The sequence below is a fragment of the Sphingomonas sp. 67-41 genome (genome assembly GCF_001899725.1).
Taxonomy (GTDB): Bacteria; Pseudomonadota; Alphaproteobacteria; order Sphingomonadales; family Sphingomonadaceae; genus Sphingomonas; species Sphingomonas leidyi.
The window spans coordinates 1,154,398-1,176,011 of the sequence record NZ_MKWJ01000022.1 but is presented as its reverse complement, the minus strand read 5'-3'; the positions used below and the strand labels follow the sequence as shown (position 1 = coordinate 1,176,011).

General features: G+C 69.0%; 21 protein-coding genes and 1 tRNA gene. 12 read left to right on the top strand and 10 right to left on the bottom strand.

Translation table 11 applies throughout. The annotated features are described in order from the left end of the window. The first annotated feature begins 482 nt into the window (after positions 1-482). Entirely contained in the window at positions 483-1,961 is a 1,479-nt protein-coding gene (locus tag BGP17_RS16655; RefSeq protein WP_167299463.1) for a lipopolysaccharide biosynthesis protein, read from the top strand. 23 nt (positions 1,962-1,984) lie between these two features. Here the strand turns inward: BGP17_RS16655 and BGP17_RS16650 are convergent, their stop codons facing one another. Beyond that, the gene (locus BGP17_RS16650) at positions 1,985-2,413 is read right to left on the bottom strand and encodes a CBS domain-containing protein (RefSeq protein WP_167299464.1); all 429 of its coding nucleotides are present in this window, start codon (positions 2,411-2,413) and stop codon (positions 1,985-1,987) included. A 65-nt stretch (positions 2,414-2,478) separates the two neighbouring features. Here BGP17_RS16650 and BGP17_RS16645 point away from each other — a divergent pair, with 65 nt between their 5' ends. Next, positions 2,479-2,778 carry a hypothetical protein gene (locus BGP17_RS16645; RefSeq protein ID WP_167299465.1) on the top strand — a complete coding sequence of 100 codons (300 nt, stop codon included), beginning with the start codon at positions 2,479-2,481 and terminating at the stop codon, positions 2,776-2,778. Between the two features lie 54 nt (positions 2,779-2,832). On the opposite strand, the gene BGP17_RS16640 is transcribed toward BGP17_RS16645, so the two are convergent. The 5 genes from BGP17_RS16640 to hisS all read right to left on the bottom strand — a co-directional run bounded on the left by BGP17_RS16640 (position 2,833) and on the right by hisS (position 7,226). Beyond that, on the bottom strand, positions 2,833-3,543 hold the full coding sequence (locus tag BGP17_RS16640; RefSeq protein WP_208413551.1) for a DUF4167 domain-containing protein: 711 nt from the start codon (positions 3,541-3,543) through the stop codon (positions 2,833-2,835). A 269-nt stretch (positions 3,544-3,812) separates the two neighbouring features. Then, positions 3,813-4,628 carry a peptide chain release factor N(5)-glutamine methyltransferase gene (gene prmC / locus BGP17_RS16635; protein WP_286712772.1) on the bottom strand — a complete coding sequence of 272 codons (816 nt, stop codon included), beginning with the start codon at positions 4,626-4,628 and terminating at the stop codon, positions 3,813-3,815. Then, positions 4,625-4,927, bottom strand: a complete 303-nt coding sequence (locus BGP17_RS16630) for a hypothetical protein (RefSeq protein ID WP_286712771.1) — start codon at positions 4,925-4,927, stop codon at positions 4,625-4,627. Before BGP17_RS16630 ends, prmC begins: the two co-directional genes overlap by 4 nt. After that, on the bottom strand, positions 4,924-5,994 hold the full coding sequence (prfA, locus tag BGP17_RS16625; RefSeq protein WP_286712770.1) for a peptide chain release factor 1: 1,071 nt from the start codon (positions 5,992-5,994) through the stop codon (positions 4,924-4,926). The genes BGP17_RS16630 and prfA overlap by 4 nt, the downstream gene beginning before the upstream one ends. Beyond that, positions 5,991-7,226 carry a histidine--tRNA ligase gene (gene hisS, locus BGP17_RS16620; protein ID WP_286712769.1) on the bottom strand — a complete coding sequence of 412 codons (1,236 nt, stop codon included), beginning with the start codon at positions 7,224-7,226 and terminating at the stop codon, positions 5,991-5,993. The genes prfA and hisS overlap by 4 nt, the downstream gene beginning before the upstream one ends. 251 nt (positions 7,227-7,477) lie before the next feature. Between hisS and BGP17_RS16615 the strand changes: the two genes are divergently transcribed. The 6 genes from BGP17_RS16615 (at position 7,478) to hemW (ending at position 15,532) form a co-directional block, all read left to right on the top strand. Then, complete coding sequence (locus tag BGP17_RS16615) at positions 7,478-8,689, top strand: efflux RND transporter periplasmic adaptor subunit (RefSeq protein ID WP_380925349.1); 1,212 nt, start codon at positions 7,478-7,480, stop codon at positions 8,687-8,689. A gap of 6 nt (positions 8,690-8,695) precedes the next feature. Then, positions 8,696-11,893, top strand: a complete 3,198-nt coding sequence (locus tag BGP17_RS16610; RefSeq protein WP_286712767.1) for an efflux RND transporter permease subunit — start codon at positions 8,696-8,698, stop codon at positions 11,891-11,893. Then, on the top strand, positions 11,890-13,323 hold the full coding sequence (locus BGP17_RS16605; RefSeq protein ID WP_286712765.1) for an efflux transporter outer membrane subunit: 1,434 nt from the start codon (positions 11,890-11,892) through the stop codon (positions 13,321-13,323). The genes BGP17_RS16610 and BGP17_RS16605 overlap by 4 nt, the downstream gene beginning before the upstream one ends. A gap of 71 nt (positions 13,324-13,394) precedes the next feature. Next, on the top strand, positions 13,395-14,177 hold the full coding sequence (locus BGP17_RS16600; protein ID WP_286712763.1) for an enoyl-CoA hydratase-related protein: 783 nt from the start codon (positions 13,395-13,397) through the stop codon (positions 14,175-14,177). Positions 14,178-14,227: 50 nt separating this feature from the next. Next, positions 14,228-14,301 (top strand) — tRNA-Gly (locus BGP17_RS16595). 100 nt (positions 14,302-14,401) lie between these two features. Next, on the top strand, positions 14,402-15,532 hold the full coding sequence (hemW, locus tag BGP17_RS16590) for a radical SAM family heme chaperone HemW (protein WP_286712761.1): 1,131 nt from the start codon (positions 14,402-14,404) through the stop codon (positions 15,530-15,532). 135 nt (positions 15,533-15,667) lie between these two features. Here the strand turns inward: hemW and BGP17_RS16585 are convergent, their stop codons facing one another. Then, positions 15,668-16,864, bottom strand: coding sequence for a penicillin-binding protein activator (locus BGP17_RS16585; RefSeq protein WP_286712759.1), 1,197 nt, complete (start codon positions 16,862-16,864; stop codon positions 15,668-15,670). A 12-nt stretch (positions 16,865-16,876) separates the two neighbouring features. On the opposite strand from BGP17_RS16585, the gene rsmI reads away from it, so the two are divergent. Further along, on the top strand, positions 16,877-17,710 hold the full coding sequence (gene rsmI, locus BGP17_RS16580; RefSeq protein WP_167299476.1) for a 16S rRNA (cytidine(1402)-2'-O)-methyltransferase: 834 nt from the start codon (positions 16,877-16,879) through the stop codon (positions 17,708-17,710). Between the two features lie 209 nt (positions 17,711-17,919). Here rsmI and BGP17_RS16575 read toward each other — a convergent pair whose 3' ends face one another. Continuing rightward, complete coding sequence (locus BGP17_RS16575; protein ID WP_086130656.1) at positions 17,920-18,099, bottom strand: hypothetical protein; 180 nt, start codon at positions 18,097-18,099, stop codon at positions 17,920-17,922. Between the two features lie 81 nt (positions 18,100-18,180). Between BGP17_RS16575 and BGP17_RS16570 the strand changes: the two genes are divergently transcribed. The 3 genes from BGP17_RS16570 to BGP17_RS16560 are packed head-to-tail and all read left to right on the top strand — an operon-like array spanning position 18,181 to position 20,153. Next, positions 18,181-18,558: a YraN family protein gene (locus tag BGP17_RS16570; RefSeq protein WP_380925353.1), complete on the top strand. Its 378-nt coding sequence runs from the start codon at positions 18,181-18,183 to the stop codon at positions 18,556-18,558. Between the two features lie 43 nt (positions 18,559-18,601). Continuing rightward, on the top strand, positions 18,602-19,558 hold the full coding sequence (gshB, locus tag BGP17_RS16565) for a glutathione synthase (RefSeq protein WP_167299477.1): 957 nt from the start codon (positions 18,602-18,604) through the stop codon (positions 19,556-19,558). 10 nt (positions 19,559-19,568) lie between these two features. Next, positions 19,569-20,153, top strand: a complete 585-nt coding sequence (locus tag BGP17_RS16560) for a DedA family protein (RefSeq protein ID WP_167299478.1) — start codon at positions 19,569-19,571, stop codon at positions 20,151-20,153. Here the strand turns inward: BGP17_RS16560 and BGP17_RS16555 are convergent. Beyond that, on the bottom strand, positions 20,131-20,610 hold the full coding sequence (locus BGP17_RS16555; protein WP_167299479.1) for a GAF domain-containing protein: 480 nt from the start codon (positions 20,608-20,610) through the stop codon (positions 20,131-20,133). The genes BGP17_RS16560 and BGP17_RS16555 overlap by 23 nt on opposite strands. Positions 20,611-20,654: 44 nt before the next feature. After that, a complete protein-coding gene (locus BGP17_RS16550; RefSeq protein WP_167299480.1) occupies positions 20,655-21,548 on the bottom strand; it encodes a tyrosine recombinase XerC in 894 nt (297 codons plus the stop codon). Positions 21,549-21,614: the final 66 nt, after the last annotated feature.

Sequence of the window (21,614 nt, the reverse complement as noted above, 5' to 3'; positions counted from 1 at the left end):
GTCTTTATCTGAGTATCCGACGCCTAGAAGCCGCCAGAACCCAGGGCCGCCGCCCACATGTCCCTTCATCTAAATCACTATGTCAAAGAGCGACAAAAACCGACGCACCGTCCAACCCCTTTTTCTCGGGGCGACCTGTGCGCCTGGATTTTGGTGACCGCCGCGTCGTTCCGGTGAGGAGCACCGCGTCGGTGGAGTGGCTTCTATGCGTGACCTTCCGGCCCGTCAACAGCCTTGTGAAACTTTCTGTCTTTTTTTCGAAACAGACCCGGAAACCCGCAGAAATCCGCGGTTTCTTGGCACTGGGCCCGGTGCCGGGATGACGGTTCCATGACCCTGGGGCCCGCGAATCGTTCGAATCGCCCCTCGAATCGCCCCCGAAACGCGAATCCGGGATGGGATTTCCCCTGCAGATCTGCGCAATTTCGTGCCCATTGGGCGGTTTACGGCGCATAAACGCGAACGGGCGCATAGCGCGCGGGATGAGCGATACCATGCGGGCCAGTTCCGAAGCCGAAAGTGCCGCGCTGCGCCAGCAGGTGCGCAGTGCCGTGATCTGGCGTTCCGGCACCCAGATCTTCGGCCAGCTGCTCACCTGGGCCTCGACCTTCATCGTGATCCGGCTGCTCGGCCCGTCCGCCTATGGCCTGTTCGCGATGACCCAGGTGGTCCTGGTCCTGCTCAACATGCTCAACGGCTACGGCCTCGCCAGCGCGCTCATCCAGCGCAACGACGCCGGCCGCCACGCGCAGCGCCAGTTGTTCGGCATGCTGATCCTGCTGAACTTCGGCCTGGGCGCCGTCCAGTTCCTCGCGGCCCCCGCCGCCGCCGCCTATTATCGCCAGCCCATGGTGGCCGACCTGCTCCGCGTGCAGGCGCTGCTATATATAGCCACGCCGTTCATCGCCCTGCCCCAGGCGCTGCTTTCGCGCGCGATGGATTTCCGCAAGCAGGCGCTGGTCAACTTCGTCTCGGCGCTCGCCGGCGCGATCGCCGCACTTGCCGGCGCCCTGGCCGGCCTGGGCGTATGGACGCTGGTCGCGGCGCCGATCGCGCTGTTCGCCACCCGCGCCATCGGCATGACGATCGCCGCGCGTTCCCTGCTCTGGCCGAGCTTCGACTTTCGCGGCGCCGGCGACATCGCCCGCTATGGCGGCGTGATGGCCACCGGCCAGCTCTTCTGGTTCGCCCAGAGCCAGGCCGACGTATTCATCGCCGGCCGCCTGTTCGACCCGCACACGCTGGGCATCTACACGACCAGCCTGTTCCTGACCCAGATCTTCGTTTCCAAGTTCGTGCCGCCGCTCAACGAAGTCGCCTTCTCCGCCTATGCGCGGCTCAGGGACGACAAGGCCGCGGTCGCCGCCGCCTTCACCAAATCGGCCCGGCTGATCATGGTGGTCGCCATGCCCTTCTACCTGGGCATGGCCGCCACCGCCGACCCGCTGGTCGCGGTGGCGCTGGGGCCGAAATGGCTGGAGGCCGCCCCGGTGGTGCACTGGCTGGCGCTCGCCATGCCGATGATGACGCTGCAGGTGCTCTATGCTCCCGCCAGCGACGCCTGTGGCCGGCCGGGAATCAGCGCCCAGAATTCGGCCACCGGCGCGCTCTGCCTGCCGATCGCATTCCTGATCGGCGTGCACTGGGGGCTGATGGGGCTCGTCGCCGCCTGGTTCGCGGCCTATCCCGTCTATCTCGCGGTCTCGACCTGGCGGACGCTGCCGGTGATCGGCGTGAAGCCGGGCGCGCTGGTCGAGGCGATCGCCCCGCCGGTGCTCGCCGCCGTCGCCATGGCGCTGCTCGTCACCGGGCTCGATACGCTGCTGCCACCGCTTCCCGCGCTCCCGCATCTTGCGCTGCTCGTGGGCGCCGGCGGCGTCATCTATGGCGGGCTGCTGTTCCTGTTCGCCCGCCCGGTCCTGATCGAATCGATCAACCTGATCCGCAATCGCCACGGATAGAACGGGCAAGCGCCCGCCCGGGATCACACCGCCTGGATATAGGCGCGCATCGCATCGGCTTCCGATTCGATCCGCTCGATCCGGTACTTCACCAGATCGCCGATCGAGACGAGGCCGATACAGGTATCGCCCTCGACCACCGGCAGATGGCGGATGCGCCGGCGCGTCATCAGCGCCAGCGCGGCAAGCACGCTCTCGCCGGGAGAGACGGTGATCGCCGGGGCGGTCATCACCTCGCCCACCGTGCGCGCAAGCGCCGCGGCGCCCTCGCGCTCGAGGCAGTAGATCACGTCACGCTCGGAAAATATGCCGGCCACCGCGCCGCCGGACATCACGGGCACGGCGCCGATCCGCTTCCCGGCGAGCAGCGCGACCGCATCGGCAACCGTCCGGTCCCCGTCGATCGAGACCACTTCGTGCCCCTTGCCCCCCAGGATCGCCGCGATCGTCATCGCCTTCACTCCGCATTCGGGTCCAGGCGGTTGAGTCTCCCACACATCGCCCCCAATTGCAAAAGATGGACGCGCCGCACGGCCTGGACGATCCCGAATATGCCGCCTTTGCCTGGGCGCGCTATCGCCGCATCCTGGGCTGGATGGCGATGGCCGCGGCGGCGGCCGCGATCCTCGCGATCCTGGTCCTGTGGCACTGGCTGGGCTGGCTCAACCTGACCGTGATCACCGCCACCGCGCTCGGCGTGTTCTTCACGATCCTGCTCGGCGCCATGCTGATGGGCCTGATGTTCCTGAGCTCGGGCACCGGCCATGACGCGCAGGTGGAGGATCGGCTGAAGGACGAAATGGAAATCGGCGACTGAGCCTTCGCCCAGCCGCCGATCCGTTTCGCTGAATCTTCAGGCGCGCTGTGCCGTTCAGGCAGTCGCTTCCGCATCCTCGGCGCGGGTGCGGCGGCGGCGCGGCTTCTTCACCGGCTCCTCCGCTTCCGCGGCCGGTACCGCGTCGATCGCGCCGAGCGCGGGCGGAAGCACCGCAGCGTCGATCGCATGGCTTTCCTCGGGCTGCGCCTCCTCGCGGCGAGGACGCCGGGCGCGGCGCGGCGCCTGCTCCTCGCGCGGAGCACGCTGCTCTTCGGCGGCCGCCTCGAAGCTCTCGGCCTCGACGGCATGGCCATAGCCATTGCCATTGGCGCGGCCGTTGCGGTCCTCACGATCGCGGCGGGGCTGGCGCTCCTCGCGCTCGCGGCGCGGCTGCTGGGCGCGCTGCTCCTGCTGCTCGTCCGCGTCGTCGGCACGATTGCCATCGGCCTCGACGTCGAAATCCTCGTCGTCGCCGTCGAAATCGTCACGCTGGCGGCGCTGCTGGTTCTGCTCCTCGAAGCGCGAGCGGCTCTCGCTCAGCACGCGGAAATAGTGATCCGCGAACTGGAGATAATATTCGGTGTTGACCCGATCGCCCTGCATCTGGGCATCGCGCGCCAGATTCTTGTACTTCTCGAGCAGTTGGGCGGCGTTGCCGCGCGCACGGTTGTCGATGCGGTTCCCGTTGCCCTGGCCGGGGTTGCCACCCTGGCGTTGCTGCTGCCCGCCACGACCACGACGGCGGCCGGCCTGACGATTGTTCATCAAGGTCTGTATGTCCTGTCTTGTTTACGCTGTCCGTCGGTCCAATTCCTGGGTCCCGGATGCAGTTTACAAATGCGCGCCAACGCCTCGGGAGGCGCAAGTCGCCTGCCATGGCCACCGGACTGCAGCGGCTATCATGACCTGAATCGGGGCTGTGCTTTTCACGGCCCAAGTTTCAACGGCTTGGTTGAAAGTGCCCTACCCCGTCGCTGTCTTAGCCGGTGCAGCACCAATGTCCAAGCAGAAATATGTGTCGTTTTAGCGTCTTTTCAAGTCAGGAGCAGCGCGCGCGGCCGCCCTCCCAGATCCTTGTACAGCGTCACGGCGAAACCGCCATTCCGGGCAATCGCGGATACCGGCTCGGCCTGGGTCCAGCCGATCTCCAGCACCGCGCCGCCGCCCGGCGCGAGCAGGCGGCGGAGATCGGGGACGATGCGGCGATAATCGTCCAGCCCCTCGGCCCCCGCGAACAGCGCCGAACCCGGCTCGTACCGGCGCACCTGCTCGGGCAGCGGCTCCCCCGTCCCGATATAGGGCGGATTGGCGAGAATCAGGTCGAAGCGGCCATCGAGCCCCTCCCCCCAATCGCCGCGCCGGAAGCTGGCGCGCGCCGCCATCCCCAATGTCGCGGCGTTGCGCCGGGCATAGTCGAGCGCGACATCCGAAGCGTCCACGCCCAGCCCCTGCGCCTCGGGCCATTCGGCGAGCGCGGCGAGCAGCAGCGTGCCCGGGCCGGTGCCGAGATCGAGGATCCGCGCCGGCGCCCGCGCCCCGAAATATTCGACCGCCGCCTCGATCAGCGTCTCGCTGTCCGGCCGCGGAATCAGCACGCCTGGGCCGACGGCCAGCTCGATCGTCCAGAAGGCGCGGCGGCCCGTGATGTACGCGACCGGCTCATGCGCGAGCCGGCGGGCGAGCAGCGCCTCCAGCGCTTCCGGCGCGGGGTCGCCGAGATGGCGCAGGATCATCGATTCGCGGGAAACGCCCAGGGCATGGGCGGCAAGGAGCTCCGCGTCGAGCCGGGGCGAATCGGAAACGGCTTCGAGCGCACGGGCAGCCTGGTTGAGAGCGGCACGAACACTCATCGGTTGTTGCACGAAAAGGCCCAGACCAGCGCCTTGGCCGCGCGATCATCGATCCCCGGATGCGCCTTCCGCAACGCCCGCACCGCCCATTCGCTGCCCTTCCAAAGCCCGAGCGTGCGCCAGTCGGGCTGCATATCGCCAAGCGCGCCGAGGATGCGAAGCATGGGGATTTCCACGGCCTGCGCCCGCGCGATACCCAGTGCCCCGACGACTGCGGGCCAATCCGTCTGCGGATGGCTCGCGCGCCGATAGCCCAGATAGGCGGGAATGGCCGTGTTGATGTCGGCCGCTTCGCTCACGAATCGAGCTGTGCCAACCGGTCCGCCTCGTCCTGGGCGACGAGCGCGCCGATCAGCTCGTCCAGCTCGCCTTCCATCACTTCGGGCAGGCGGTGGAGCGTCAGGTTGATGCGGTGATCGGTCACGCGGCCCTGGGGGAAATTATAGGTGCGGATGCGCTCCGAGCGATCCCCCGAGCCGACCATCGACTGCCGCGCGCCCGCCCGCGCCGAGGCGAGCCGGTCGCGCTCGGCTTCGTACAGGCGGGTGCGCAGCACCTTCATCGCCTTGGCCTTGTTCTTGATCTGCGAGCGCTCGTCCTGCTGGATCACGATCGTGCCGGTGGGCAAATGGGTGATGCGCACCGCCGAATCGGTGGTGTTCACGCCCTGCCCGCCCGGGCCCGACGCCCGGTAGATGTCGATGCGCAGGTCCTTGTCGTCGATCCTGATATCGGCCTCTTCGGCTTCCGGAAGCACCGCCACCGTCGCCGCCGAAGTGTGGATGCGCCCGCCCGCCTCGGTGGCCGGCACGCGCTGCACCCGGTGCACGCCGCTCTCGAACTTCAATTTGGCGAACACGCCGGTGCCGGTGACGCTGAGCACCACTTCCTTGAAGCCGCCGAACTCCGATTCGGACGAGGAGATCAGCTCGATCTTCCAGCCCATCCGGTCGGCATAGCGCTGGTACATGCGCAGCAGGTCGCCGGCGAACAGCGCGGCCTCGTCGCCGCCCACGCCGGCGCGGATCTCGAGCATGGCGGGGCGCGCATCGGCCGCATCCTTGGGCAGCAGCGAAAGCGCAAGGCCGCGCTCGGCATCGGCCAGCGCCGCCTCGTTGGCGCGGAGCTCCTCCGCCGCCAGCGCGCGCATTTCCTCATCGGGCTCCTGCGCCATCAGCGCGAGCGATTCGGCTTCGGCACGCAGCCGGCGGACTTCGCCCGCGGCGAGCGCCACCGGCTCGATCTCGGCATATTCCTTGGAGACGGCGACGAACCTGTCGCCCGACAGGTCGCCGGTCGCCATCTGCGCCTGCAGCTCGTCGCGCCGCGCCTCGATCGCGGCGATGCGGTCGGCGGGAATCTTCATCGCGCGGCGACCAATGCAGCCACGGCATCCGCATCGACCGCGTCGGCGCGGATCACGCGCTGGCCGATCGAGAGAGCGCCGTCGCGCGCCTGGAACGAAAGCGTCATCGCAGGCTCCGCCTTGAGCGCGCGGTCATAGCGTTTCTTGGCGCTGCCGGTCGCGAAGAGCTCGGCGCTGAAACCCGCATTGCGCAGCGCGGCGAGCAAGCCGATCGCCGCGCCCTCCGCGCCCGCGGCCTCGACCACCACGGCGACCTGCATCCGCTCCGCCGCCGGCTCGTCGATCAGCATCCCCAGCCGCTCGACGCCCGCCGCCCAGCCCACGCCGGACGTCTCGGGGCCGCCGAGATTGCCGACCAGCCCGTCATAGCGCCCGCCCGCCAGCACGGTGCCCTGCGCGCCCAGCCGGTCGGTGACGAACTCGAAGGCGGTGTGGCGATAATAATCGAGCCCGCGGACCAGGCGGCTGTTGCGCGTCCATTGCACGCCGGCCGCGTCGAGCCCGTCGGTGACGGCCTTGAAGAAGCTCGCCGCCTCCTCGGTCAGATAGGCATCGATGTCCGGCGCGCTGTCGGCGATCGGGCGGTCCTGCGGGTCCTTCGAATCGAGGATGCGCATCGGGTTCTTCTCGAGCCGGACCAGGCTGTCCTCGCTCAGCTGGTCCCGGTGCGCCTCGAAATGCGCGACCAGCGCGGCGCGCCAGGCCTCGCGCGTCTCCGCGTCGCCCAGCGTGTTGAGCTGGAGCGTCACGCCCTCGATGCCGAGTTCGCGCAGCAGCTGATCGGCAAGGACGAGCAGCTCGACGTCGGCCGCCGGCTCGGCGGCGCCGAGGATCTCGGCGTCGAGCTGGTGGAACTGGCGGAAGCGGCCCTTTTGCGGGCGCTCGTAGCGGAACACCGGGCCGCTGGTGACCAGCTTGAGCGGCGCATATTGCTGCCAGCCCTCGGTGATATAGGCGCGGCAGATGCCGGCGGTGAACTCCGGGCGCAGCGTGATCAGGTCGCCGCCCTTGTCCTCGAACGTGTACATCTCCTTCGAGACGACGTCGCTGGTCTCGCCCATCGAGCGGGCGAACACGCCCGTCGCCTCGAACACCGGGATGTCGACGCGCTGGAAGCAATAGAGCTTGCGGACATGGTCGAAGGTTTCGAGGACGCGGGCGAACCTGCGCTGATCCTCGCCGAAAATGTCCTGGGTGCCCCGGATGCGGTTGGGCGTTTCGATGCGTGCCATATTGGCGGGCGCCAATAGGCCGGTTCCGCGCCCGCCGCAACGCGGAGATTGATCGCCCCCATAACCGCAGGGAACCCCGCAACAAGCTGGCAATTGTTGCGCCAGGTAACCAATCGTGGAAACGTGCGGTCTGCCGGGCCCGCCTATCGCGTTTCCGGCATATTTCTTGTGTTGCACTGCACAGTGGGCTGCACAAGGAACATCGTCATCAAGCACCGCGCCGGAGTCGGCGCCTGATCCGGGTTGAAGAATTGCACCGAATCATCCCTGCCGGCTCGCGCCGACCTGCCTTTGCCCTGCTCTCGACCACGCTGCTCCTCGCATCCTGCGGCAGCGGCGGCCAGACCGCGCAGAAAAAGGGCGCGGGCGGACCGCCCCAGGTGGGCTTCGTGGTGGTCCAGCCGGGGCAGGTGCCGGTGGTCGCGGAGCTGACCGGGCGGGTGAATCCCTATCAGGTCTCCGAGATCCGGCCGCAGGTGGCCGGGATCGTGCGCAAGCGCCTCTTCACCGAGGGCACGATCGTCCGCCAGGGGCAGACGCTCTACCAGATCGATCCCAGCCTCTATTCCGCCAGCGTCGCCGAGGCGGCGGCCAATCTGCAGAATGCCCAGGCCAATGCCGAGGCGACCCGGATCAGGGCCGATCGCTACAAGCCGCTCGCCGAGGCCGAGGCAGTGTCGAAGCAGGACTATACCGATGCGGCGGCCGCCGCCCGCCAGGCCCGCGCGCAGGTCGCCCAGACGGGCGCGCAGCTGCAGACCGCGCGGATCAACCTGCACTTCACGCGCGTCCCCGCGCCGATCACCGGCCGCATCGGCCGCTCGCTCGTCACCGAAGGCGCGCTGGTGACGACCAACCAGGCCGATCCGCTGGCGGTGATCCAGCGGCTCGACCCGATCTTCGTCGACATCCAGCAGTCGAGCACCGAGCTGCTCGCGCTGCGCCGCGCGCTGGCGCAGCAGGGCGTGACGCCGGGCAGCGCCGGCGTGCGCCTGAAGCTTGAGGACGGCAGCGAATATGGCACGACCGGCACGGTCGAATTCTCCGAAGTGATGGTCGACCAGAACACCGGCACCGTCACGCTGCGCGCGCGCTTCGCCAATCCCGAGGGGATGCTGCTGCCGGGCATGTTCGTCCGCGCGGTCTTCACCCAGGCGATCGACACCCGCGCCTTCCTGGTGCCGCAACAGGCCGTGTCGCGCGACGCCAGGGGCGCCGCCCAGCTCTGGGTGGTCGGCCCGGACAACAAGGCGGTGCGCCGCGACGTGACCGCCGAGCGCACCCAGGGCGCCTATTGGGTCATCACCAAGGGGCTCAATCCCGGCGACAAGGTGATCACCCAGGGCATCGCCAACCTGAAGCCCAATGCCGATATCCGCCCGGTCCCGGCCGACACGCCGCAGAAGATCGAGCAGCCCCGCAAGGGCCAGGACACCGGCGCATCCAAGTCGAAGGGCGGCTGAGCACCCATGTCGCGCATCTTCATCGATCGCCCGATCTTCGCCTGGGTGATCGCGATCATCACCATGCTGATGGGCCTGGGCGCGGTCTTCTCGCTGCCCATCGCGCAATATCCCGACATCGCGCCGCCCCAGGTCAACATCCGCGCCACCTATCCCGGCGCGTCGGCGGAGACGGTGCAGAACTCGGTGACGCAGATCATCGAGCAGAACCTGACCGGCATCGACGGGCTGCTCTATTTCAGCTCCTCGTCCACCTCGCGCGGCCAGGTGACGATCAGCGCCACCTTCGACAAGGGCACCGATCCCGACATCGCCCAGGTGCAGGTGCAGAACCAGGTGCAGGCCGCGCTCTCCCGCCTGCCCAACCAGGTGCAGCAGCAGGGCGTGCGCGTCACCAAGTCCAACCCCGACACGCTGCTGCTCGTCGGCGTCTATGACGAGACCGACAAGCGCACCAATCGCGACGTGTCCGACTGGCTCTCGTCCAACCTCCAGGACACGCTGTCGCGCCTGCCGGGCGTGGGCGACGTCAACGTGTTCGGCTCGCCCTATGCCATGCGCATCTGGCTCAACCCCTCGGCGCTCGCCAGCTACGGCCTGATGCCGAGCGACGTGGTGAACGCGATCACCAGCCAGAACACCGAGATCGCCGCCGGCGAGATCGGCGGCCAGCCGATGCCGGCCACCCAGATGCTCAACGCGACGGTGACCGCCCAGTCGCGGCTGCAGACGCCCGAGCAATTCGCCAAGATCATCCTCAAGACCCAGACCAACGGCGCGCACGTGCTGTTGAAGGACGTCGCCCGGATCGAGCTGGGCGCCGAGAACTACAATGCGGTCAGCCGCGTCAACGGCCATCCCGGCTCGGGCATCGCGATCAGCACCGCGCCGGGCGCCGACGCGCTGAAGACCGCCGAGCTGATCAAGGCGACGGTGGCGGAAGCGGCCAAGGAGTTCCCCCAGGGCTTCAACTACGCCTATGCCAACGACACCACCGAGTTCATCAAGCTCTCGATCGACGAAGTGGTGAAGACGCTGGGCGAGGCGATCGCGCTCGTCGTCATCGTCATGTTCGTGTTCCTGCAGAGCTGGCGCGCGACGCTGGTGCCGATGATCGCGGTGCCGGTGGTGCTGCTCGGCACCTTCGCGGTGTTCTATGCGCTCGGCTATTCGATCAACACGCTCACCCTGTTCGGCCTGGTGCTGGTGATCGGCCTGCTCGTCGACGACGCGATCGTCGTGGTCGAGAATGTCGAGCGCCTGATGGAGGAGGACCCCGAGCTCACCCCGCGCGAGGCGACGATCAAGTCGATGGACCAGATCCAGGTCGCGCTGGTCGCGATTGCGCTGGTGCTGTCGGCGGTGTTCCTGCCGATGGCGTTCTTCGGCGGCTCGACCGGCGTGATCTACCGCCAATTCTCGGTCACCATCGTCTCGGCGATGGTCCTGTCGGTGCTCGTCGCCCTGATCCTCAGCCCGGCGCTCACCGCCACGGTGCTCAAGCGCAAGAAGGACATGGCCGAGCCCGGCTCCGGCTGGTTCTCGCGCCGCGTGCCTTTTGTCGGCCGCTGGGGCCGCATCGGTTCGCAGAAGTTCAACCGCGGCTTCGAATGGACGATCGAGCACTATACCCGCACCATCTCCTATGTCGTCGATCGCAAGTGGATCTTCCTGCTGATCTACCTGCTGGTCTGCGCGGTGCTGGTGCTGATGTTCTACCGCCTGCCCACCGGCTTCCTGCCGACCGAGGACCAGGGCGCCGCCAGCGTCCAGTTCCGCCTGCCCGCCGGCGCGACTCAGGCCCGCACCCAGGAAGTGCAGCTCGCGGTCGAGAAATATCTGCGCGAGCAGGAGGGCAGGAACGTCCGCACCATCTTCACCGTCACCGGCGGCGGCGGGGGTGGCGGCGCCAGCGGCCAGAATACCGGCCAGGGCTTCGTCAACTTCGTCTCCTGGGACGATCGCCCGGGCAAGGAGAACGGCGCCGACGCGATCGTCCAGCGCGCGGCCGGCGCCTTCCGCAACTTCCGCGACGCCCAGGTCTTCGCGCTGGTGCCGCCGGCGATCCGCGGCCTCGGCCAGTCGAACGGCTTCACGCTCGAGCTGCAGAACACCAGCGGCATGTCGCGCACCGACTTCGTGGCCGCCCGCGACAAGCTGCTCGCCGCGGCCAATGCCGATCCCGACCTCCAGGCCGTCCGCCTGTCCGACCTGCCCGACGTCTCGACGCTCAACATCCAGATCGACCAGGAGAAGCTCGCCGCGCTCGGCCTCACCCAGGCGGACGTCAACAACACGCTGTCGACTGCCTGGGGCGGCCGCTACGTCAACGACTTCATCGATCGCGGCCGCGTGAAGCGCGTCTATGTCCAGGGCGACGCGCCCTATCGCGCCGAGCCCCAGAATCTCGGCGAGTGGTTCGTGCGCGGCAGCAACGGCACGATGACGCCCTTCTCCTCCTTCGCGACGATCAGCTGGGCGACCGCGCCGACCACCGTGTCGCGCTTCCAGGGCATCTCGTCCTTCGAGTTCCAGGGCCAGCCGGCCCCGGGCAAGAGCTCGGGCGACGCGATGAAGCGCATGGAGGAGCTCGCCGCGCAGATCCCCGGCACCAGCATCGCCTGGGCCGGCCTCTCCTATCAGGAGCGGCTGGCCGGCGGGCAGGCGCCGTTGCTGTACGGCGTCTCGCTGCTCATCGTGTTCCTGTGCCTGGCGGCGCTGTACGAGAGCTGGTCGATCCCGGTCGCCGCGATGCTGGTGGTGCCGCTCGGCCTGATCGGCGCGGTGTTCGCCGTGACGCTGCGCGGCCTGCAGAACGACGTCTATCTGCAGATCGGCCTGCTCACGACCATGGGCCTGGCGGTTAAGAACGCCATCCTGATGATCGAGTTCGCCGAGCGCGCCGAAAAGGAAGGCAAGCGCGTGATCGAGGCCGCGATCGAAGCCGCCCGCATCCGCTTCCGCCCGATCGTGATGACCAGCCTGGCCTTTATCTTCGGCGTGCTGCCGCTGGCGATCTCCACCGGTGCCGGTGCGAACAGCCGCATCGCGATCGGCACCGCGGTGATCGGCGGCATGCTGACCGCGCTGATCCTCGCCATCTTCTACATCCCCCTGTTCTTCGTGCTCGTCCGCCGCGGCGTGCGCGACGCGCTGAAGGCGCTGCGCGAACGACGGGCCCGCAAGCGGGAGGCGCAGGCATGAAGCGCGCGGTTCTGACCCTGCTCCTCGGCACGGCGCTCGCCGGCTGCTCGATGGAGCCGAAATATGCCCGGCCCGAAGCGCCGGTGCCGCCGGGCTGGCCGGCGGGCGATGCCTATCTCAAGGCCGACGAAGCAGCGCTGCCCAGCGTCACCTGGCAGGACATCCTCAAGGACCCGCGGCTCCGGAAGCTGATCGAGCAGGCGCTGGCCAACAATCGCGACCTGCGCGTCGCCGCGGCCAACATCGCCGCGGCGCGCGCGCAATATCGCATCCAGCGCGCCGACCGCATTCCCGAACTCGATGCCGGCGCGGGCGCGACCGTGGCGCATGGCAGCAGCACCGGCGCCGTCACCACCGGCGGCACGCGCACCAACTTCTCGGGCAATGTCAGCATCCCCGCCTTCGAGCTCGACCTGTTCGGCCGCGTCGCCTCGCTCACCCATGCCCAGCAGGACCGCTGGTTCGCGACCGAGGCGGCGGCACGCGCCACGCGCCTGACGCTGATCGGCGACATCGCCGCCGCCTGGCTCAACCATGCGGCGGACGCGAGCCTGCTCAAAATCGCTGAAGACACCGCCGCCAATGCCGAGCGCGCGGTGGCGCTCACCGATCGGCGCCTGAAGGGCGGTATCGCGCCACGCACCGACCTGGCCCAGGCACAGCAGATTCTCGCCACCGCCCAGTCCGACGTGGCGACGCAGAAGACTGCGCTGGCGCAGGACGTCAACGCGCTCCGGCTGCTCGTCGGCGCCGACATCGATGCCGCACAGCTCTCCGCCGCGATCGAGGAAGCCGCTCCCACCGTCGCCGAGCTGCCCGCCGGCGTCGATTCGGGCGTGCTGCTCCGCCGGCCGGACGTGGTGCAGGCCGAATATACGCTGCGCGCCGCCAATGCCCAGATCGGCGCCGCCCGCGCCGCGCTGTTTCCGCGCATCTCGCTCACCGGGCTGCTCGGCTTCGCCAGCAACGCGCTGACCGGGCTCTTCTCGGGCAACGGCTTCAACTGGTCGGGCGGCGCCAGCGCCAGCTATCCGATCTTCAACGCCGGCGCCGGGCGGGCGGGCGTGCAGCTGAGCGAGGCCCAGCGCGACGCGGCGCTCGCCACCTATGAGAAATCGATCCAGACCGCTTTCCGCGAAGTCGCCGACGCGCTCGCCCGGCGCGGCACTATCGCCGACCAGCTTAAGGCCAATAGGAACAACCTGGCCGCGGCGCAGGACAGCTATCGCCTCGCCGAGGCGCGCTATCGCGGCGGGATCGACAATTTCTTGGCGAACCTGGTCGCGCAGCGCTCCTATTACACCGCCCAGCGCGGACTGGTGAACACCCGGCTGGTCGAGGCGACCAATCTGGTGACGCTCTACCGCACGCTGGGGGGTGATTCGCTGCTCACCGTCACGCCCTCGGGCCCGCGGCCGGCCGCGCCCTAGCGTCATTCGGCCCACCCTTCCGCCGGCTCCGCTTCGCCGCTATCGGTTGCGAAGCGAAACGGGAGTGGAAGATGGCCTACGAGACGATCCTGACCGAGCGCACCGGCGACGTGCTGGTGGTCACGCTCAACCGGCCCGATCGGCTCAACGCCGCCCCGCCCGCGATGTTCGACGAGATCCGCGACGCGCTGGCGAAGCTGGACGGCGCCCGCGCGGTGCTGCTCCAGGGCGCCGGCCGCGCCTTCTGCTCGGGCGCCGATGTGGCGAGCGGCGCGCTTGCCTCGGCCGATCCCGGCGCGGCGACGCATGCCGCGCTGACCGATCACTACAACCCCACGATCCTCGCCGTCACGCGCCTGGGCGTGCCGGTGGTGAGCGCGGTGCGCGGCCCTGCCGCCGGCATCGGCTGCAGCCTGGCGCTGGCCGCCGATTTCTGCGTGGCGAGCGACACGGGCTATTTCCTCCAGGCCTTCGTCAATATCGGGCTGGTGCCGGATGGCGGGGCCACCTGGCTGCTGCCGCGCCTGGTCGGGCGCTCGCGCGCGGCGGAGATGATGCTGCTGGGCGAGAAGCTGCCCGCGACGAAGGCGCGCGACTGGGGGCTGGTGCACAGCGTCGTCTCGGACGAGCAACTCGAGCATGAGGCACTGGCGCTCGCCGCCCGCCTCGCCGCCGGCCCCACCGTGGCGCTCGGCATGATCCGCCGGGGCATCGCCCAGGCGCTCGAATCGACGCTGGAGGAAACGCTGGCGATGGAAGCGAACCACCAGCGCAGCGCGCGCGGCACTGCCGATTCCATGGAGGGTGGCTTGGCCTTCCTCCAGAAGCGCAAGCCGAACTTCACCGGGAAATAGCGTGCGAGGTTGACCGGCCGGGGGCGGCTGTGGCACTCGGCCCCCGGCTAGCGGGTATAGCACAATGGTAGTGCAGCAGCCTTCCAAGCTGAATACACGGGTTCGATTCCCGTTACCCGCTCCAACTTCCACCGTCCGGCGAACCCGTGTCCCCTGTGACGCTCCGCCCTGCCGGGCTATGCTGGGGGTTCGATTCCCGTTACCCGCTCCAAGCCTTTCAAGTGATGACCGACACCACCGCCCCTCTCGCACTCTATGTGCACTGGCCGTTCTGCGTGTCGAAATGCCCCTATTGCGACTTCAACAGCCATGTCCGCGAGAGCGTTGACCAGGCCGCCTGGCGCGCGGCCATGCTCGCGGATCTGGCGCATGAGGCGGAAGCGCTGCCCGGGCGCCGGCTCGGCTCGATCTTCTTCGGCGGCGGCACGCCCTCGCTGATGCCGCCCGAGACGGTGGCCGCAGTGATCGCGGCGGCCGAGGCGCATTGGGGCTTCGAACCCGGCATCGAGATCACGCTGGAGGCCAATCCCTCCTCCGTGGAGGCCGCGCGCTTCGCCGACATCGCTGCCGCCGGCGTGAACCGCGTCTCGCTCGGGTTGCAGGCGCTCGACGATACCGATCTGCGCTTCCTCGGCCGGGCACATGGCGTCGACGAAGGCCTGGCGGCATTGGCGACTGCCCAACGCGCCTTCGGCCGGGTCAGCTTCGACCTGATCTATGCCCGGCCCGGCCAGACGCTGGCCGGATGGGAAGCCGAGCTGCGCCGCGCCCTGTCCTTCGGCACCGAGCATCTCTCGCTCTATCAGCTCACCATCGAGCCCGGTACGCGCTTCGCCACGCTGTTCGAGAAAGGCGAGCTCAAGGCCTTCGACCCGGACGAAGCCGCCGACCTGTTCGAAGCGACGCGGGCGATCGCGGCGGCGGCCGGGCTGCCGGCCTATGAAGTCTCCAACCATGCCCGGCCGGGCGCGGAGAGCCGGCACAACCTCACCTATTGGCGCTATGGCGACTATGCCGGGGTCGGCCCGGGTGCGCATGGCCGGCGGAACGGCGTGGCCACGCTTCGCCGCAAGAAACCCGAGAACTGGCTCGCGGCGATCGAACGCAACGGCCATGGCATCGAGCGCGAGGATCCGCTCGAGGCGCACGACCGCGGCGTCGAGGCGCTGCTGATGGGCCTGCGCCTCGCCGAGGGCGTCGACCTCGCCCGCATTCCCGATGCGCCGCTCGACGGCCGCGCGCTGGCGGGGATGGTGGCGCAGGGCCTGGTGCAGCGCGAGGGCAGCCGCCTCCGCGTCACCGATGCCGGCATGCCGGTGCTCGAGGCGATCCTGCGCGAGCTGGTGATCGCCTGAACGCATGATTCGGGCTTGGCCCACCGCGCGGAAGTTCGGGAGTTTAGACTGGGTTAGGGACTCATATCCATTTCCGTCATCCCCGTGCGGGCGGGGATGACGAAGGAAAATCAGATATTGGTTTGAGTCCTCGACCTAGCCTCCGAACCCCGCCGGCGCGGGCGAGATCGTCACCGTCGTCCCCCCCTTCACTTCCTGCACTTCGAGCGCGCGCTCGGCGATGCCGTCGCGGCCGAAGCGGAAGGCGCCGTCCAGCCCGCCGAACCCGTCGGGCGCGACCAGGCGGCGCTCGGGGAAGATGTCGCCCGGCCGCCATTCGCGGGCGATGCGCACGGTGAGCAGGACCGCGTCATAACCGAGCGTCGACAGGCGATAGGGCGCCGCGCCGAAGCGGGTGCGATACTTGGTCGCATAGGTCCGATAGTAATTGTCGGGCACGCTGGCGAACCAGGCGCCGTTCAGCACCGCGTTCGAACCGATCGCCGAATCGGTGTTCCACAGCTCGGTGCCGAGGATGCGCGACGCCTTGCCCCCCGCCGACTTGCGGATGATCGGCGCCGCCGTCACGCCGCTCGCGCCCGAGCCGGCGATCAGGATCGCCTGATAGGGAGTCCGCGAAAGCTTGGTGATCGCGCTCGTCATCGAGCCGGGGCGGCCGTCATAGGTCTCCATCGCCAGCACCTTGCCGCCCTGGTCCTCCACGGCGCGCAGGAAGCTGGTCGAGGCACGCTCGCCATAGACGCCCGAGGTCATCAGCCCGACGAAATTGGTGACGCCCTGCGCCCGGGCATAATCGACCACGCGCTCGATCGACTGGGCCGGCGAATAGCCGAGCAGATAGGTGCCGTTGCCGGCCACCGCCGTGTCGTTCGAGAAGCTGAGCACCGGCACGCGCGCGGCGCGGGCGATCGGCGCCACTTCGCGCGCCTCCTCGGCGAGCAGCGGGCCGAGGATCAGCTTGTTGCCGTCGGCGATCGCCTGGCGCGCGGCGTTGGCGGCTCCGCCGGCAGTGTCGTAGGTGGTGATGCGCAGCACGTCCGACTTGGTGTCGAGGATCGCCAGCTGCGTGGCATTGGCGAGCGACTTGCCGACGCCGGCGTTCGGCCCGGTCATCGGCACGAGCAGCGCGACGCGGTGGCGCTCCACATCCTGGGGCAGGCCTGGCGAGATCGGCCGAGTCGAGGGCCGCTCGCGCGGTGCCTCCACCGTCGGCGCGGGGCGCGTCTCGGGGATCACCCGCGGCCCGCTGGCGCAGGCGGCGAGGAGGGCGGCGAGGCCCAAAGCGGCCCAGCGGAGGATGCCCCGTTGCGGATTCACGGTCGCGTCTGCCATTTACTCTCCCCGATGCACGCTGTTCTCACGCCCGGCCTCTATATCGTCGCCACCCCGATCGGCAATCTCGGTGACTTGTCGCCGCGCGCCTCCGAAATACTCCTGGGCGCCGATCTGGTTGCCGTAGAAGACAGCCGTGTGACAGCCGGCCTGTTCCGGCACCTGGGCGCGAAGGGGAAGATGATCCCCTATCACGACCATAATGCCGATGCCGTCCGCCCCGGCCTGGTCGCGCGCATGGCGACCGAAGCCATCGCCCTGGTCTCCGATGCGGGCACGCCGCTGATCTCCGATCCCGGCTTCAAGCTGGTGCGCGACGCCCGCGCCGCCGGCCATCCGGTGACGACGATTCCCGGCCCCTGCGCGGCGATCGCGGCGCTGACGCTGGCGGGGCTGCCGACCGACCGCTTCCTGTTCCTGGGCTTCCTGCCGTCCAAGCAACAGGCCCGGGCCGAAGCGATCGCCGAGATCGCCGGCGTGCGCGCCACGCTCGTCCTCTACGAATCGGGGCCGCGGCTCTCGGCCTGCCTCGCCGCGCTGGCCGAGGGCCTGGGCGATCGCGAGGCGGCGGTGGCGCGCGAGATCAGCAAGAAGTTCGAGGAATGCGTGACCGGCTCGCTCACCCAGCTGGCCGCGCGCTATGCCGAGGCGCCGCCCAAGGGCGAGATCGTGGTGGTGGTCGCCCCGCCGGGCGCGCCCGCGCCCGCCAGCGCCGATGATGCCGATGCCGCGCTCGCCGAGGCGCTGACTCGCCTGCCGGCCAGCAAGGCGGCGGGCGAAGTGGCGAAGAAGCTCGGGCTCGACCGCAAGGCGCTCTATGCGCGGGCAATGGAGATGAAGGAGTAGCCCTATGCCGCGAGGCCGCGCCGGGTGCGGAAGATCACGGCACCCGCGCGCGAATCCCGCGTTGCGAGCCAAGGACATCCATTGCTCCCCGGCGAAGGCCGGGACCCGGTATCGGGCTGACGGGTTAGGCCGGCGAACCTCTCGAACGACATCGCGGCTGGGCCCCGGCCCTCGCCGAGGATGCTTGACGCAGGTCGCCGCGAAAGCCCTCAGGCGTATTCCTGCTCGAGCACGCGCATCTCGTCGGCGCCGGTAAGCTCGGCAAGGCGCTTGAGATAGGTCTCCGCGAGCTGGCGGCGGCGCAGCGCGGCGGCCTCCGTCATCGCCCGCTTCGCGGCAGCGAGTTCCTGAGCGGCGCGACGCCGATAATAGCGTTCGTTGGATTCCATCAGAATGCGACCCCCCGAAAGCACCGATAAACCCGGTTCGGTGCGACTCGGTCTGGCGATGGTAACCAAAGTTATCCACAGGTGCGAGTCGTGAAGGGTAAAAGACCAACGGATCGCCGCGCTGCGGAAACGCGTGGCCGCGAAGGCGAGCGCCGCGCCGCCTGGTGGCTATGGCTGAAAGGCTGGAAAATCCTCGATCGCCGGGTCCGCACCCCGGCCGGCGAAGTCGATCTGGTTGTGCGCCGCGGCAGCCTGATCGCCTTTGTCGAAGTCAAGACGCGCGCCACCGCGGCCGATCTCGATTTCGCGATCGACGAGCGCCGGCTTGCCCGCGTCGCCGCCGCGGCCGAAGTGCTGATGCCGCGCTATGCCGGCCCGAACGACGATATCCGGGTCGACGTGATCCTCATTGCCCCGGGGACGCCGCCTCGCCATATCGAGAACGCCTGGATGGGGTGACTTATTCGAATAAGTCACCTAAGGCGTTCCCGAAGGAGGCCGAATGTCGCTCAATGTCGCCGTGCAGATGGACCCGCTCGACGCGATCAACATCGCGGGGGATTCGACCTTCGCGCTGATGCTCTCCGCCCAGGCGCGCGGCCACCGGCTGTTCCATTACGGCGCCGAGGATCTCAACTATTCCGCCGGCCGCGTCTGGACCCGGGCGCATCCCGTGACCGTGCAGCGCGTGGCGGGCGATCATTTCCGCTTCGAGGCGCCGGTGTCGCTCGACCTGGGCGCTGACGCCGATGTCGTGCTCATGCGCCAGGATCCGCCCTTCGACCTGGGCTATATCACCGCGACGCATCTGCTCGAGCGGATCGCCGACCGGACGCTGGTGGTCAACGATCCCGCCAGCGTGCGCAACGCGCCGGAGAAGGTGTTCGTCCTCGACTATCCGCAGTTCATGCCGCCGACGCTGGTCACCCGCAGCCTGGACGAGGCGCGCGCCTTCCTGGCCGTGCATGGCGAGATCGTCATCAAGCCGCTCCACGGCAATGGCGGCAAGGCGATCTTCAAGGTGGGCCGCGACGGCGCCAACCTCTCTTCGCTGATCGAAGTGTTCAACACCGCCTGGCGCGAGCCGCACATGGTGCAGGCCTTCCTCCCCTCGGTGGCGGCGGGCGACAAGCGCATCGTGCTGGTCGACGGCGAAGTGGCCGGCGCGATCAACCGCATTCCGGGCGAAGGCGAGATCCGCTCGAACCTGGCAGTGGGCGGCAGCGCGGCCAAGACCGAGCTGACGGCGCGCGAACAGGAAATCTGCGCGGTGCTGGGCCCGGAGCTGAAGCAGCGCGGGCTGCTGTTCGTCGGCATCGACGTGATCGGCGGCGAGTGGCTGACCGAGATCAACGTCACTTCCCCCACCGGCATCGTCGCGATCGACCGGTTCAACGGCACCGACACCGCCGCGCTGATCTGGCAGGCGATCGAGCGCCGCGTCGCCGAGCGGAACTGATCGAGGCGCTATGTGGGACGCGGCTTCCTGGGGCTATTGGGGCATCTTCTGGCTGATGGTGCTCGAGAACGTCATTCCGCCGGTGCCGTCGGAAGCGATCATGAGCGTCGCGGGCATCGCCGTGGCGCGCGGCGAGATGAACCTGGCGCTCGTGCTGCTCGCCGGCACCGCGGGCACGGTGCTGGGCAATCTCTTCTGGTGGGAGATCGGCCGGCGGCTGGGCTACAAGCGCCTGCGGCCGCTGATCGATCGCTGGGGCCGCTGGCTGACGCTCGACTGGCACGAGATCGAGAAGCTCAAGACCTATTTCGACAAATGGGGCGGGCCGACCGTGCTGATCTTCCGCTTCATGCCGGTGGGCCGCACGATCATCTCGATCCCCGCCGGGCTGATGCACATGCCCTTCTGGCGCTTCGTCGGCTACACCGCCGTGGGCAGCGCGATCTGGAACATCATCCTGGTGGGCGTGGGCTATGCGCTCGGCGCCACGATCGAGGATATCGAGCATTGGGTGGGGCCTGCGATCATCGCCATCGTCGCCGGGATCGCACTGCTCTATGTCTGGCGGATCCTCACCTGGAAGCCGCGAGACTGATACGGTCGAGCGCAGCCGCGATCCGCTGGGCATAGGCTTCCATCTGCGGGGCAAGCGCGGCGAGGCCAAGGCGCGACGCCGGATCGACGGCGCACAGCGTACCGAAGAAGCTGCCGTCGCCGCGCAAGATCGGCCAGGAGATATAGCTGCGGAAGCCGTAGAGCGCGGGCGTGTGATGCCGGCGCCATTCGGGATCGGCATCGACATCGTCGATATAGATGCCCTGCCCGCTCGCGCGGATCTCGTCGCAGATCGTGGTCTTGATCGCCAGCTCCTCGCCTGGGTTCAGCCCGAACTCGATCTTGTCGAGCACCTGGCAGGCCACCCAGCGATCGGCGGTGACGCGCGCCACCGCGGCGAAGCCCATGCCGGTGCGCTCGCACAATTCGGCGAGGATGGTCTCGACTTCGGGGATACGCTGGATGTCCGTGACGTCCGCGAGATAGGGATGGTCCATGCACCCGCCGTAGCGAAGCGGAGCCCCCCTGTAGCTGATCGAAATCAGGCGCGGGGATGGGCGCTCCGATAGACGTCGAGCAAGTGCGCGGCATCGACGGCGGTATAGACCTGAGTCGAGCTGAGGCTGGCATGGCCGAGCAGCTCCTGCAGCGCGCGCAGGTCCGCCCCGCGGCCCAGCAGATGCGTGGCGAAGCTGTGGCGCAGCGCATGCGGCGTGGTGCGATCCGACAGGCCGAGCGCGGCCCGGGCGGAGCGGACCGACTTGCGGATCCCCCCCGCCGGCATCGGGCCGCCCTTCGCGCCGCGGAACAACGGGGCATCGCGCGCGACGCCATAGGGGCAGGCACGGGCATAGGCCTCGATCGCCTCGCGCACCTGGGGGAGCAGCGGAACGATCCGCGTCTTGTCGCGCTTGCCGGTGACGCTCATCGTCTGGCCCAGCGGGAGCACGGCGCCGGTGAGCCCCACGGCCTCGCCGATGCGCAGCCCGGCGCCATAGAGCAGCAGCAGCACCGCCCAGTCGCGCAGCCCGATCCAGGGCTCGCGCGCTTCCTCGGAAACCGTCTCGGCCAGCGCGACCGCCTCGTGCGGGGCGATCGGACGGGGCACGCCCTTCTTGACGCGCGGCCCCCTGAGGCGGGGAAGCGCCGCATCGTCGCCGCCGGCGAACTTCAGGAAGCCGCGCACCGCCGAAAGCTCGCGCGCGGCGGAGGCGTTGGACAGGCCCTCGCCGCGGCGATGGGCGAGATAGGCGCGCAGGTCCGCGGCGCTCGCCCGGCCGAGCGCGTCGCGCGTGACCGGGCCGCCCCAATGTTCCCGGAGAAAGGCGACCAGCCGCTCGGCAGTGGCGCCATAGGCCCGCACCGTGTGCGCCGAGCGCCGCCGGTCACGCGCAAGGTGCTGGGCATAGAGGAGCGGGAGGGCGGGTTCGGTCATGGGGGGATAGTATATTTCCTCCCCGAGCTTGTCTCGGGGCGGGGGGCCGCCGGCCGCAGATCGGTG